The organism is Pseudoxanthomonas sp. LjRoot125 (genome assembly GCF_964252705.1).
Taxonomy (GTDB): domain Bacteria; phylum Pseudomonadota; class Gammaproteobacteria; order Xanthomonadales; family Xanthomonadaceae; genus Pseudoxanthomonas_A.
Window position 1 is genome coordinate 3,150,296 of the sequence record NZ_CAXUOY020000001.1, and the last position, 13,548, is coordinate 3,163,843.

Annotated in this window: 10 protein-coding genes; 1 reads left to right on the forward strand and 9 read right to left on the reverse strand. The window is 69.4% G+C overall.

Annotated elements, in window-relative coordinates:
• Positions 1-2 precede the first annotated feature (2 nt).
• The gene (locus ACSION_RS14775) at positions 3-1,298 is read right to left on the reverse strand and encodes an MFS transporter (RefSeq protein WP_435306516.1); all 1,296 of its coding nucleotides are present in this window, start codon (positions 1,296-1,298) and stop codon (positions 3-5) included.
• A 60-nt stretch (positions 1,299-1,358) separates the two neighbouring features.
• Positions 1,359-2,006, reverse strand: coding sequence for a Pr6Pr family membrane protein (locus ACSION_RS14780; protein WP_435306517.1), 648 nt, complete (start codon positions 2,004-2,006; stop codon positions 1,359-1,361).
• A 101-nt stretch (positions 2,007-2,107) separates the two neighbouring features.
• On the opposite strand from ACSION_RS14780, the gene ACSION_RS14785 reads away from it, so the two are divergent.
• A complete protein-coding gene (locus tag ACSION_RS14785) occupies positions 2,108-3,055 on the forward strand; it encodes a DMT family transporter (RefSeq protein WP_093487142.1) in 948 nt (315 codons plus the stop codon).
• A gap of 6 nt (positions 3,056-3,061) precedes the next feature.
• Here the strand turns inward: ACSION_RS14785 and ACSION_RS14790 are convergent, their stop codons facing one another.
• From ACSION_RS14790 to ACSION_RS14820, 7 genes are all read right to left on the reverse strand, one after another.
• The gene (locus tag ACSION_RS14790; RefSeq protein ID WP_435306518.1) at positions 3,062-3,484 is read right to left on the reverse strand and encodes a universal stress protein; all 423 of its coding nucleotides are present in this window, start codon (positions 3,482-3,484) and stop codon (positions 3,062-3,064) included.
• A 91-nt stretch (positions 3,485-3,575) separates the two neighbouring features.
• Positions 3,576-4,649 (reverse strand): sensor domain-containing diguanylate cyclase, encoded by a 1,074-nt coding sequence (locus ACSION_RS14795; RefSeq protein ID WP_435306519.1) that lies wholly within the window; start codon positions 4,647-4,649, stop codon positions 3,576-3,578.
• 96 nt (positions 4,650-4,745) lie between these two features.
• Entirely contained in the window at positions 4,746-5,465 is a 720-nt protein-coding gene (locus ACSION_RS14800) for a pseudouridine synthase (RefSeq protein ID WP_435306520.1), read from the reverse strand.
• Positions 5,466-5,511: 46 nt separating this feature from the next.
• On the reverse strand, positions 5,512-7,926 hold the full coding sequence (locus ACSION_RS14805; RefSeq protein WP_435306521.1) for a putative bifunctional diguanylate cyclase/phosphodiesterase: 2,415 nt from the start codon (positions 7,924-7,926) through the stop codon (positions 5,512-5,514).
• 137 nt (positions 7,927-8,063) lie between these two features.
• Positions 8,064-9,689: a diguanylate cyclase gene (locus ACSION_RS14810; RefSeq protein ID WP_435306522.1), complete on the reverse strand. Its 1,626-nt coding sequence runs from the start codon at positions 9,687-9,689 to the stop codon at positions 8,064-8,066.
• A gap of 134 nt (positions 9,690-9,823) precedes the next feature.
• Positions 9,824-11,740, reverse strand: coding sequence for a DEAD/DEAH box helicase (locus ACSION_RS14815; protein ID WP_435306523.1), 1,917 nt, complete (start codon positions 11,738-11,740; stop codon positions 9,824-9,826).
• Positions 11,741-11,836: 96 nt separating this feature from the next.
• Complete coding sequence (locus ACSION_RS14820; RefSeq protein ID WP_435306524.1) at positions 11,837-13,399, reverse strand: methyltransferase regulatory domain-containing protein; 1,563 nt, start codon at positions 13,397-13,399, stop codon at positions 11,837-11,839.
• Positions 13,400-13,548 lie beyond the last annotated feature (149 nt).

The window sequence follows — 13,548 nt, forward strand, 5'->3', positions numbered from 1 at the left end:
CCTCAGTAGCGCAGCGGTCGCTTCGCGATGATCCAGGCGGCCACGCCGACACCGACCACGCAGGTGAAGGCCACATAGTGCGCCGGGGCCAGCGGCCCCCATGCCTTCGACAACCAGGCGAGCAGCGGCGGGGTCAGCCCGCCGAACACCGCGTACGCCACGTTGTAGGAAAACGAAAGACCGGAAAATCGCACTTCCGGCGGGAACGCCGCGACCATCAGCGCCGGCGTCACGCCGACCACGCCGCAGCAGAAGCCGGCCAGCGTGTACCACGCCACGAACTGCGCTTCGTGCCCCGACAGCAGCGCGCCGTACAGCGCGTAGGCCGCCACGCCCAATCCCAGCGAACCCGACAGCAGCGCGCGCCCCACGCCGATCCTGTCCACCGCCCAGCCGGCGGCCAGGCAGCCGAACACCAGCGCCAGCGTCGCCAGGCTGTTGCCGTGGAACGCGACCGCGGGCGCAATACCGAAGCTGGTCTGCACCAGAGTAGGCGTCAGCAGCACGATGACGACGATCGCCGCCGTCAGCTGCCACGAGGCGAGGATCGACAGCACCACGGCCGGCCGATGCGCGGCGAGCACCTGTTTGACCGGCACCTGGCGGGAGAGCTGCCGGCGTTCGCGCATCTCGACGAAGACCGGCGTTTCTTCCAGCCATCGCCGCAGCCATACCGCGACAAAGCCGAACACGCCGCCGATCAGGAACGGCACGCGCCATACCCACGCCTGCACCTCCGCCGCGCTGTAGTGCGTGTTGATCCACGCGGCCAACAGCGAGCCGATCAGGATGCCGGCGGTCAGCCCCGCCGTCAGCGTGGCGCAGGCGATGCCCACGCGGCTGCGCGGTACGTGCTCGGCCACGAACACCCAGGCACCCGGCACTTCGCCACCGACCGCGATGCCCTGCACGATCCGCATCGTCAGCAACAGCAACGGCGCCAATGCACCGACCTGCGCATGCGTGGGCAGCAGGCCGATCAGCAGCGTCGGCACCGACATCATGAAAACGCTGAGCGTGAACATGCGCTTGCGCCCCAGGCGGTCGCCGAAGTGCGCCATCACGATGCCGCCCAGCGGACGCGCCACGTAGCCGGCGGCGAAGATGCCGTACACCTGCAGCTGCGCCAGCCAGGGTGCGGTGCCGGGCGGGAAGAACAACGCGCCCAGCGTCTTGGCGAAGAACACGAACACGACGAAGTCGTAGAACTCCAGCGCGCCGCCCAGTGCCGACAGGCCGAGCGTCTTCGCATCGCGCCGGTCGAAGGGGCGCTGTACCGGAGCGGCGGGTGCGTTCATTCGATCATCGGCAGGACGGGCGGCGGGCGACCATCGCACGCGGCCGTGCGGCCGTCCAGTTCACCGTGGCGATGCGCGCTTGCCGCCCAGCACGCGGTCCAGGCCCACGACGACCAACCCCAGCACGACGAACACGCCCATGACACCCAGCGCGTTGACGCCGACCCGTGCCCAGCCGAGCTGGCCCACGTCGATGAACGGATACGGGTACTCGCCCACCCACGCGCCGCGCAGGAACACCCAGATGACGTAGCCCAGCGGAAACAACAGCCACCCTGCGACATCGCGCCAGCGCAGCGCGCCGTGCGGCACGCCGGCCAGCCACCACGCCCAGTACGCCAGCGGCACTGCGTAGTGCAGGCCGGTGTCGGCCCACCATTGCGCGCCCTGCGGCTGCCACAGGTGGCGCAGGATGAAGAAATAGATGCTGCCGGTAACGCCGATGTAGAGCGCGACCGCACCGCGCACGCGGGCCTGCGCGAAGAAACCCGGACGCCCCGTGGTCGCGGTGAACGCGACCAGCGCCACCGCGATGTTGCTGAGGATGGTGAAGTAAGTGATGAAACGCAGCGTGCCCAATCCCACGCCGATGGTGTCGCGCGTCAGCTGCACGAGCAGGATGTACTGCAGCGCCAGCGCCGAGAGGGCCAGCAGCCCCACCAGGGCGGCGCAGGTACGGGATACGACGGGAAGGCGTGCAGGCGACATCGGTCATCCTCGGTCCGCAGTGTCGCCAGCTTGCCACGACGGACGCCCGGCAGGGAGTGGTCCCATCGCCAGCCGCGCAGTGCTTCGGCGACAATGTGCGGATGCCGATGACACCGACCGCCAAGGCCCAGTTGCAGATCCACCTGTGCGTCCTGCTGTGGGGCTTCACCCCCATCCTGGGCAAGATGATCAGCCTGTCGGCCCTGCCGCTGGTGTGGTGGCGCATGCTGATCGTGGTCGCGGCGCTGGCGCTGCTGCCGCGCGTCTGGCGCGGCCTGCGCGCGATGCCGGCGAAGCTGATGCTCGCGTACTGCGGCATCGGCCTGATCGTCGCCCTGCACTGGCTGACCTTCTACGGCGCGATCAAGCTGTCCAACGCCTCGGTCGCGGTGACCTGCATCGCCCTGGCACCGGCCTTCACCTCGGTGATCGAGCCCTGGCTGACGCGTCGCCCGTTCTCGTGGCGCGAACTGCTGTTCGGCATCGCAGTGCTGCCGGGCGTGGCGCTGGTCGTGGGCGGCATTCCCGATGGCATGCGCCTGGGCGTGCTGGTGGGCGCGCTGTCGGCACTGCTGGTGGCCGTGTTCGGCCCGCTCAACAAGCGCCTGATCGACCACGGCGAACCGTTGACCATCACCGGCCTCGAACTGGGCGCCGGCACCCTGCTGCTGACCGCGCTCGCCCCGCTGATGCCGACGCTGTTCCCGGCCTTCGCGGGCGACCTGTTCGTGCTGCCCGGCCTGAAGGACGGCGCGCTGCTGGTGATCCTGTCGCTGGCCTGCACGCTGCTGCCGTTCGCGCTGTCGCTGGTCGCACTGAAGCACCTCAGCGCGTACGGCGTGCAGCTGGTGACCAACCTGGAACCGGTCTACGCCATCGTCCTGGCCATCGTGCTGCTGGGCGAACAGCGCGAACTGACGCCGCTGTTCTACCTCGGCGTGGGCATCATCCTGGCCGCGGTGTTCCTGCACCCGCTGACCCAGCGCAGCAAGCGCATCGAACACCCGGAAGTGCTCGGCACCTCCGAGGCGAAGAACGTCGTCGACTGACGCGCTTCAGCGGGCGACGACCACCGGTACCGGGCTCGTCGCGATCACCTTCAGCGCCACCGAGCCGACGAACAGCTGCTTCAGCGCACCGCGGCCGTGCGTACCCATCACCACCAGGTCGGCCTTGCTCGACTTGGCCTGCTTGACGATGCTCTCGGCGGGCTCGCCCACCAGCACTTTTTCGACGAACGGGATCTGCGCACGCTTGAGGGCGGTCCGCGCCTTCTTGAGCGCGTACGCGCCGTTCTCCGCGTGGTAGCGCTCCACGCCGTCGCTGCCCAGCTCGAGCGCGACCGACCGCAGCAGCGGCGGATCGACGTACAGCAGGGTGACGGTCGGCGTCTCCGCCAGCGACTTGCCCAACTCCACCAGATGGCGGACGCCGGCCAGGCCGATCTCGCTTCCATCCACGGCCAACAGGATCTTCATCGTCGTGCTCCGTAGGGGGCGGCTGCAGGCTGCGCCGCCGACGGAGACACGATGCGACGGTTCGCCGCAGCGTGCATTGATCCCGATCAACTCAGCGGGCGGCCACCACCACGCGGTCGCGGCCATTGCGCTTGGCCTCATACAGCGCCTGGTCGGCACGACGGAACATGGTTTCCGCCGTGTCCTCGCGCAGGCGGGCCGCCAGGCCGATGCTGACGGAAATCGGCAGGCCCATCGGCAGCAGGGCCACGCTCTGGCGCATGAATTCGCACTGCAGGCGCGCTTCTTCCAGCGTGGCGCCGGGCATCAGGATGACGAACTCCTCACCCCCGTGGCGCGCGGCCAGGCCACGACCGGCCGTCTGTGCCTTCAGCATGTCGGCCAGGGCCACCAGCACGCGGTCGCCCTCGTCGTGGCCATGGATATCGTTGACCGTCTTGAAGTGGTCCACGTCCAGCACGGCCACCGCCAGCGGGTCGCCGCTCTGCGTGGCCTTGTGCATGGCGCCGTCCAGTGCGGCCGTGAACGCGCGGCGGTTCGGCAACCCGGTCAGCGGATCGGTGCGCGTCTGTTCCGAGAGATCGGCGTTCTGCTGCTCCAGCTGGTCCTGGTAGAGCTGCATCTGCTGCTCGTACCAGGCGCGCTCGTGCAACTGGTGCCGCAACTGCTTGCTCACGCGACGCAGTTCCAGCAACTGGACGATCTGTCGCGACAGCGCATCCAGCGCCTGCAACTGGAACGGCGCCAGTTCGTGTGGCTCGTCGTCCACCACGCACAGCGCACCCAGCGCGAAGCCTTCCTGCGTCACCAGCGGCGCACCGGCGTAGAAGCGGATGCCGTTCGCCGCGGTCACCAGCGGGTTGTCGGCGAAGCGATGGTCCTGGGTGGCATCGGCCACCACGGTCGCGGCGCCGGGGTCCAGCACGGTGTGTGCGCAGAACGAGGTCTCCAGCGACGGGTCCGGGCTTTCCATCCCGACCTGCGCCTTGAACCACTGGCGGTCGCGATCGATCAGCGTCACCGCCGCCATCGGCACGCCGCAGATGCCGGCGGCGATGCGGACCAGGTCGTCGAAGGCGCGTTCGGGCTCGCTGTCGAGGATGTCGAAGCTGCGCAGTGCGGCGAGGCGCTGTTCTTCGTTGTCGGGCTTGGGCGGTTTGCTCATGCCGGGCAATCGTTCACCTGGGGACGGGCGAAGTATGCCCGTCTTTGCCGCGATGAAAACCCCCGACGACGCTATGTCGCGGGCGCCGTCACAGGCTTACCAGCTGTCCTGCTGCGGCAGCAGTCCACGCAGTTCCTGGTCGGTCAGGTTGCGCCAGCGACCCGGCTTCAGGTCGCCGAGCTTGACGTTGTCGATGCGCACGCGGCGCAGCTGGGTGACGCGGTAGTCGAACGCCGCCGCCATCAGGCGGATCTGCCGGTTCAAGCCCTGGGTCAAGGTGATGCGGAAACCGAACTTGGCGATCCGGCTGGTCCTGCACGGCAGCGTCGTTTCGCCATGCACGCGCACGCCGCGCGCCATGCCGCGCAGGAATTCATCGGTCACCGGCTTGTTCACCGCCACCAGGTATTCCTTCTCGTGGCGGTTCTCCGCGCGCAGGATCTGGTTGACGATATCGCCGTTGCTGGTCAGCAGGATCAAGCCTTCCGAATCCTTGTCGAGCCGGCCGATCGGAAAAATGCGCTGCTCGTGGCCGATGAAGTCCACGATGTTGTCCTTCACCGACGATTCCGTGGTGCAGGTGATGCCCACCGGCTTGTTCAGCACGATGTAGACATGTCGGCGCTTGCCGGCCTTCACGGCGCGCAGCTTGAGCGGCTGCCCGTCGACCAGGACCTCGTCGCCCTCGCCCACCACGGCGCCGGTGCCCGCGGGGATGCCGTTGACGGTGACGCGTCGCTCGCCCAGCAGGCGGTCGGCCTCGCGGCGGGAGCAGAAGCCGGTATCGGCGATGTATTTGTTGAGGCGGACGGTCATGCCGCCATTATCCGGGATCGGCAGGCTGGCGTCGCCGGCCCTGCGTTCAGGCCGGTTCCGCCACCGCCTCGTCGACCAGCGCCAGGTCCGCCAGCGGGCATGGCACGTGCACCGCATACCCCTGCACGTAACCGATGCCGACCTCGCGCAACTGCGCCATCACCGCTTCCGATTCCACCCACTCGGCGATGGTCACCTTGCCCAGCGCCTGCCCCATCTGGCTCATGGAACGCACCAGGGCGAGATCGGATTCGCCCTTGGCGAGGTCGCGGATGAAGGCGCCGTCGATCTTCAGGATGTCTACCGCCAGCCGCTTGAGGTAGCCGAACGACGACAACCCGCTGCCGAAATCGTCCAGCGCGATGCAGCAACCGCGCGCCCGCATGCCATCGATGAAGCGGCAGGCATCGTCGAGGTTGGCGATCACCGCGGTCTCGGTGATCTCGAAACACAGGCGCTGCGCCACGCCGGGATGCTGGTCCAGCAGCAGGTTGACGTGGTCGAGGAAGGCCGGATCGGCGATCGACTGCGCGGACACGTTCACGTGGCAGAGATCCACGCGCGCGAGCTCCGCGGGGTGGCGGGCGAAGTGGCGGCACAGCGCGTCGATGACGGCGCGGTCCACCGCCATGCCCTGCCCGTAGCGTTCCATCGCCGGCAGGAACACGCCGGGCGCGTGCACGTGCCCGTCGCGGTCGCGCAGCCGCACCAGCACTTCGTACTGGAAGCGATCGCCGCCATCGAGGGCGACGATCTGCTGCGCATACAACAGCAGGCGATCTTCGGCGATGGCCAGTTGCGTATGCGCGACCCACTCGAGTTCGTGACGTCGGCGCGACAGGCTTGGGTCGGAGTCGCGATAGCAGCGGATGCGGTTGCGGCCTTCTTCCTTGGCCATGTAGCACGCCGCGTCGGCCGCGCGCAGCAGCCAATCGACGTCCACCGCCGCGTCGTTGATCTCAGCCACGCCGATGCTGCAGTTGAGGCCGAACGCCCGCCCGTTCCACTGGAACGAGGCCTCCGCCAGCGTGGCGTGGATGCGCGCCATCGCGGCCTCGGCCTCTTCCAGCGTGGTGTCGTGCAGCAGGATCGCGAATTCGTCGCCGCCCAGCCGACCCAGCCAGTCGTCCCGGCGCAGCAGCGCCGCGACGCGGCTGGCGAAATGACAGAGGAACCGGTCGCCTGCTTCATGGCCGCAGGTGTCGTTGACCAACTTGAACTGGTCCAGGTCGATGTAGCACAGCGTGTGCCGCCCGGTGCAACCGCGCGCCTGTCCCAACGCACAGCCGAGGCGCCGCGCGATCTCGCGGCGATTGATCAGCCCGGTGAGTTCGTCATGGCTGGCCTGGTGTGCGATTTCGCAGGCGAGTTCGTGCGCATCGGAAACGTCCTCCACCAGCACGAATACCCGATCGTCGCCTTGCGCGTTCGCCGCCACCACCGAGGCGGTCCATCGGACCCAACGCACGTCGCCATCCTGCCGCACCAACCGGCGCTCGCCGGGTTCGAGCAGACGGTCCCAGTCGATCCCGCCCTTCGCATCCAGCCGCACATCGTCGGCATGCAGCACGTCGTGCAGCCGCAGGGCCCGGATCTCCTGCAGCGCCCTGCCCAGGATCTGCGCGAGCGCCTCGTTGGCCTGGGTGAAGCGCCCATCGCGATCCAGCTTCAGCATGCCCACCGCGGACTGGTGGAAGGCCATGCGGAATTCGCTTTCGGTTTCGCGCACCCGCCGCAGCGTCTTGCGCATCACATGGAGTGCGTAAGCGCACAACACGAGGAACGCCAACGCACTGAGCGCCAGCAACACATGCCGCATGAAGTCCGCACCGTCGGCGAGCGAGCGCGAGAAGGCGATCTCGCGTGGACGCAGGCGGGCGTCGATCGCGGTCAGTTCGCGCTGGTACGCCAGCACCTCGCCCGCATCGAGACTGCGCGCGGCCTGCTGCGCTTCCAGTTCGTCGGCCAGGCGCACCAGCTGCAGGATCTCCACCTCGGCTTCGCGCCACAGACGGACGGAATCACGAAAGTACGGCGCGCCGCTGAGCCCGCGGTACATGCGGATCAGGCGATCGAGATTGCCGGGCGCATTGCCTCCCTGCAGGAAGCCCGCGCGTGCGGCGGCCACGTCCACCGGCGTCTGCTCCAGCGCCAAGCGTGCCGCACGATCGCCCAGCGGCACCTGGAGGGCGGCGCGTGCTTCCGCCAGATCGGCGGGATCGCCATGGCTGGCGTAGCGGTAGAGGCTGTGCACGGCACGCTGCTGGGCCTTGGACCAGTGGCTCTCGCCGATGATGTAGGCGGTCGCGCCGGCCTGGGTCTCCAGGATCGCGGCCGTCAGCAAGGCGCCCAGCGCGGACAGCAGGATCAACACCAGCACCCGTGCGGGCAGGCGCTTCAGGCCCCTGTCGATGTCGGTGCCGGCGGGGTCGCCGACCGGTGCTGCGTCCTTGTTGTCCACGTACCGCTCCCGTCGGTGCTGCCCGTCTGCAGGCGCCGCGCACGCAGGCCCCCGCGCTCGTTCATCGGCCCCGCCGACGCCGGCTTGAGGGTGCCGAGGGCTTTCGGCCCGATCGGCCGACCAGTGGTCGTGCCGCGTCAGGTGTTGCCGTCCAGGGCGGCTTCGGCTTCGACCACCTGGTCGCGCCCGGCGCGCTTGGCGCGGTACATCGCCGCGTCGGCGCGGCGCAACAGCGATGCGGCATCCGCGTCGTCGCTCGTGAAGGCGGCCAGGCCGATGCTCGCGGTCACCGCCAGGCCGGCGATGGCCAAGCCCTCGCCCGCCGCACTGACCTGCACGCGCATCTGCTCCAGGCGCGCACGCGCGGCATCGCCGCCGACGCCGGGCAGCAGCACCAGGAACTCCTCGCCGCCCATCCGGATCACGTCCGCCGGCGTGCGGACCGCGGCGGTCAGCGTGCCGGCCACGGCCACCAGCACGCGGTCGCCGACCGCATGCCCGTGGACGTCGTTGATGCGCTTGAACAGGTCGATGTCCAGGAAGCCCACCGACAGGGCACCCGCCCCGTTGCGGGCGTCGGCCATGTGCTGTTCCAGGCGCTTCAGGCCGGCGCGCCGGTTCGGCAGGCCGGTGAGTTCGTCGGTGTCGGCCAGCGCGCGCATCTCGTCGCGCTGGCGGCGCAGGTGGCCCAGCCGCAGGTTCAGCACGTAAGCGCTGACGGTCAGGAACCAGGTGATCGAGAACTGGATCGCTTCCACCCGGTATTCGATCAGGAGCCGGTTGTCGGCCATGTCCATGACCGTCATCGCCAGGAACGGCAGCACCGCCGCGATCGCGGCGAGCGCATCGGCGCGGCGACGGCGCAGGCTGGCCAGGCCCAGCACCAGGATCACCGTGCAGCCCAGCGCAAACGCCGCGTCCATGCCCACCGCCAGGCGCGACAGCGTGCCCAACGGCAGCCACAGCGCGGCCAGTGCGGTCGCGCAGATGGCGGAGGTCAGCCACGGCAGCCAACGCTCGGTCGTGGGCCAGGTGCGCGCGGCACCGACCAGCAGCCACATCACGTACAGCAGGACCGGCAGGCCCAGGCACGAGAACGCCACCAGCCAGCGCGACTCCTGGTCGCCGATCGGCAACCACGGTTCGGGATAGCCGCTGAGGCCGCTCAGCACGGCCTGCCCCAGCACCATGAGCGTGCACAACAGCGTGTAGCCGAGGAACACGCGGTCGCGCGTGCTCAGGAAGCCCATCAGCGCCATGAAGGCCAGCGCGATGGCGATGGCCAGGCACGAGGTGCGCACCAACAGGCGCGCCGTGTCGAACTGCTGCACCGGGCTCGGCGCGCCGATCCGTACGGTGGGGATCCAGCCGGGCTTCAGGGGCGCGGCCCAGGCGACCTGGATGGGTTCGTGGTTGCCTGCGGGGGGTACCACCACCATGCCGACGCCGGCACGGAAACGGGAATCGCGCGTGCGCGCATCGTGCATGCGCCCGCAGATCTCGCGGTCGCCATGGTGCACCCGGACTTCACCGGCGAAGATGTTGAAGACGTTGATCGCCTGCGGCGCACCGGACCAGCCTTCGGGCGGCGCGGGGATCTCGACACGCTCGGTCAGTTCGACCTGCATCGCGGGCGTACAGTGACGCTGCGGGGCCTGTTCCGACGTGGGCGCGCCGGTCACCAGGTAGTCCCGGCCGACCTGCGGCGTGGCCAGGGCCAGGCACGGCAATGCACAGAGCAGCATCAGCCACCCTGCGATCACGCCTCGTTGCCTCCCCGATCCCCTCACGAACACTCCGGTACGTCGCCGCTTCCCGACACCCGGTGCGCTGGCTTGCGTCTACGAAATGCAACTTCCATGCCACCTGCCGGCGCCCCCGCGCCAGCCGGCGATCCTCACTCCTGCCGCGGCGGTCCCTTGCGGTGCGGCTTGGCGGCCGGCTTGCCCGCGCCGAACGACTTGTCGCCGCGCGGCTTGCCCTTGCCGGCGCCCGGGCCACCGAACTTGCGCGGCGGCGCGGCACCCGCACCGCCACCCTCGCCGGGCTTGTGGATGCGGAGCTGCTGGCCCGACACCCAGACCTTCTTCAGGTGCATCAGCACCTCGCGCGGCATGCCTTCGGGCAGGTCGAGCGTGGTGTGGTCGTGCTGGATGTCGATCCGGCCGATGTAGCGGCTTTCCAGCCCGGCCTCGTTGGCGATGGCGCCGACGATGTTGGCCGGCTTCACGCCATGCGCGTGGCCCACTTCGATGCGGTAAGTCTCCATGCCCACGTCCGGTGCGGTACGCGGTGCCTTGTCGGCGCGCGGACGGTCGACGTCCGGACGCTCGATCTTCGAACGCTCGGGCTTGTCGAAGCTGCGCGCCGGGCGCTCGCCCGGTGCGTCGTCATGGCGGCGCGGACGGTCCTCGCGCTCGCGGCGCGGGGCGTTGCCGTAGGTCTCGTTGCGCACCGGGCGCTGTTCGCGCGGGGTGCGTTCCTGCGACAGCAACAGCGGCGTGTCGCCCTGCACCAGCTGCGCCAGCGCGGCGGCGATGTCCACGGCCGGCACGTTCTGTTCGCGCTCGTAACGCTCGATCAGCGCGCGGAATTCGCCCGCCTTGCCCGATGCCAGCGTGTCGGTGATGCGCGAGAGGAACTTCTCCACGCGGCGGTCGTTCACCGCCTCCACGCTGGGCAGCTGCATCTCTTCGATCGGCTGGCGCGTGGCGCGCTCGATCGAACGCAGCATGCCCTTCTCGCGCGGGGTGACGAACAGGATCGCATCGCCGCTGCGACCGGCACGGCCGGTGCGGCCGATGCGGTGCACGTAGCTTTCGGTGTCGTACGGGATGTCGTAGTTCAGCACGTGGCTGATCCGCTCCACGTCCAGGCCGCGCGCGGCCACGTCGGTGGCGACGAGGATGTCGAGCTTGCCGTCCTTGAGCTGCTGGATGGTCTTCTCGCGCGCCGCCTGCTGCATGTCGCCGTTGATCGCTGCCGCGGCCAGGCCACGTGCCTGCAGCTTGTCGGCCAGTTCCTCGGTCGCCGCCTTGGTGCGCGCGAAGACGATCATGCCGTCGAACGGTTCCACTTCCAGGATGCGGGTCAGCGCATCCAGCTTGTGCATGCCGCTGACCCACCAGTAACGCTGGCGGATGTTCGCCGACGTGGTGGTCTTGGCCGCGATGTTCACCTCGACCGGTTCCTTGAGGTAGGTCTGGGCGATGCGGCGGATGGCGGGCGGCATGGTCGCCGAGAACAGCGCCACCTGGCGCGTTTCCGGCGTCTTCTTCAGCACGGTCTCGACGTCGTCGATGAAACCCATGCGCAGCATTTCATCGGCTTCGTCCAGCACCAGCGTGGTCAGGCCGGAGAGGTCCAGCGAACCGCGCTCGAGGTGGTCGATCACGCGGCCGGGCGTACCGACGACGACATGCACGCCGCGCTTCAGCGCCTGCAGCTGCGGGTAATAGCTCTGGCCGCCGTAGATCGGCAGCACGTGGAAGCCCGGGATCTTCGCCGCGTACTTCTGGAATGCCTCGGCGACCTGGATGGCCAGCTCGCGCGTCGGCGCCAGCACCAGCGCCTGCGGGCGATCGGCGTTCAGGTTGATGTTCGCCAGCACCGGCAGCGCGAACGCCGCGGTCTTGCCGGTACCGGTCTGCGCCGTGCCCAGCACGTCGCGCCCACCCAGCATGGCGGGAATGGTCGCGGCCTGGATCGGCGACGGGCTCTCGTAGCCCACCTCGGTGACGGCCGCCATGACGGGCGCGGACAGGCCGAGATCGGCGAACAACAGGGGGGCGGGCGAAGGGGATTCGGTAAACATGCGGGGACTCCGGGGCGTCGCGGAGCCGCACGCCGAGCCGCATATTGTGCGCCCTGGGGGGGCTTCGTGTCGCGTTGCAGCGTAAACGGCGTGAAATCAGCCGTCGGGGGCGGCGGCGACCGCCATGCCCGCCAGCCAGCGCAGCAGGACGTCGACGTCCTGTCCGGCGCTGCCCGTGGCCTGCCCGCCGGCACGGCCGGGATCGGCCGCCCATGCGGCGACCAGCGCGGCGCGGTCCCGCGATCCGTCCATCAGCGGCAGCAGCGCGCGCGCCGCCGGCGACAGGTCCAGGCCCTCATGCCACAGGTCTGCGGCATGCGGACTGCCCGGCGCCTGCGCAGCAACCATCGCCCGCACGCCCGCATCCACATGGGGACGCTCCAGCGATGCGTGCCCGGGAATGGCCTCGCGGCGGATCCTCGCCACGCCCTTGACCACCAGCACCTGCAGCAGCTCGTCGGTCGCGGCCTCGACCCGCTCACGCGGCAGCCGGTCGGGGCCGCGCTGGGCCTCGAACGCGTGGGCGACGAGTTCGTCGCGCGATACGGTCGCCGGCCAACGGGCAGTGAGCAGATCAAAGGCGCACTTGGCCGCGCTCAGCCCCGTGCCGACGCTGGTGCTGTCCTGCACGCCGAAGTGCTGGACCGATCCGTCCTGCCGCGTCGCGCCGTCCCGGCAGGGCATGCGGGCAGCGAAGTGCAGCGCCTTCAAGCGCGCGCGGTCCACGGCGAAGTCGCGCGTGCCGTGCGCCGCGCGGACCAGCAATGTCTGCCGAAACGCACGGTTGATGGCGAAATCCAGGTACTGCTCCATCCGCACCTGGTCGTGGCCGAAGGCGCGCTGCAACGGTTCGGCGATCTGCGGGCCGTAGTTGGCCGGCACCATCATCGACGGCTGCGCTTCGGCCAGGTAGCCCAACCCGTGATCGCGCGCGCGCTCGAGGAACTGCTGGAAATAGCACGGCAGGTTGTCGGGCTCGAGGTACTCGTGCGCGATGTAGTGATCGTTCGGGTCGCGCAGATAAGGCAGGTTCTCGTGCAGCACGTGCGCCATCAGTCCGTCGCGCGGCGCCACCTGCTGCAGGAAACCCACCATCGCGCGCGCATACGCCACCTGCTCCTGCGTGCTGTCGCGGCCCTCGCTGTGCAACAGCATCGCGTCGCGCAGCATCTCCTTGGCCTTCCAGCCCGGATAGGTGTTGTAGCTGACGAACACCACGCCATCGTCGGACAGGCACGCACTGCACAGCCGCAAGAGAGCGTCCTGGATCGCGGCCGGCACCCAGCTGTAGAGGCCATGGCAGACGATGTAGTCGAAGCGCCCCAGCGCGGCGGTATCCAGCGCCGCCAGGTCGCCGGCCAGCATCTGCATGTTGTGCAGGCCCATCCGGACGACCTGCGTGCGGCCGGCGTCCACCTGGACCTCGGACAGGTCCACGCAGACTGCCTCGCCCCCGGGGTTGCGGACCGCGAACGGAATGACGTTGCCGCCCGACGCGCCGCCCAGCTCCAGCACCCGGGCCGTGCGCGGGTCCGGCGCGGCATGGCCGAACAGCGTGGCCACGGCGGCGAGGTGTTCCGGGGCGCACTGCGGGTACGCGTACGACGCATAGGGAACGCTGTCGTAGCGCAAACGCACGTGGTCGAGATGGGTCGTCATGCAGGAAGGCCGTCGCGGTCCGTCTGGAGCCCGTGACGGACCCGATGCCGCATTTTCACACATCGGCCATGCCGGGACGGACCGCAGGCAAAGCCCAGGCGACGACCTGTGATGTTTCCCGCGCAGCGGCGAATCACCCTCCAGACCCG

Excerpts from the sequence above, each read along its gene's own strand:
- ACSION_RS14775 (WP_435306516.1), bottom strand. The coding sequence starts at position 1,298 with ATGAACGCACCCGCCGCTCCGGTACAGCGCCCCTTCGACCGGCGCGAT.
- ACSION_RS14780 (WP_435306517.1), bottom strand. The coding sequence starts at position 2,006 with ATGTCGCCTGCACGCCTTCCCGTCGTATCCCGTACCTGCGCCGCCCTG.
- ACSION_RS14785 (WP_093487142.1), top strand. The coding sequence starts at position 2,108 with ATGCCGATGACACCGACCGCCAAGGCCCAGTTGCAGATCCACCTGTGC.
- ACSION_RS14790 (WP_435306518.1), bottom strand. The coding sequence starts at position 3,484 with ATGAAGATCCTGTTGGCCGTGGATGGAAGCGAGATCGGCCTGGCCGGC.
- ACSION_RS14795 (WP_435306519.1), bottom strand. The coding sequence starts at position 4,649 with ATGAGCAAACCGCCCAAGCCCGACAACGAAGAACAGCGCCTCGCCGCA.
- ACSION_RS14800 (WP_435306520.1), bottom strand. The coding sequence starts at position 5,465 with ATGACCGTCCGCCTCAACAAATACATCGCCGATACCGGCTTCTGCTCC.
- ACSION_RS14815 (WP_435306523.1), bottom strand. The coding sequence starts at position 11,740 with ATGTTTACCGAATCCCCTTCGCCCGCCCCCCTGTTGTTCGCCGATCTC.
- ACSION_RS14820 (WP_435306524.1), bottom strand. The coding sequence starts at position 13,399 with ATGACGACCCATCTCGACCACGTGCGTTTGCGCTACGACAGCGTTCCC.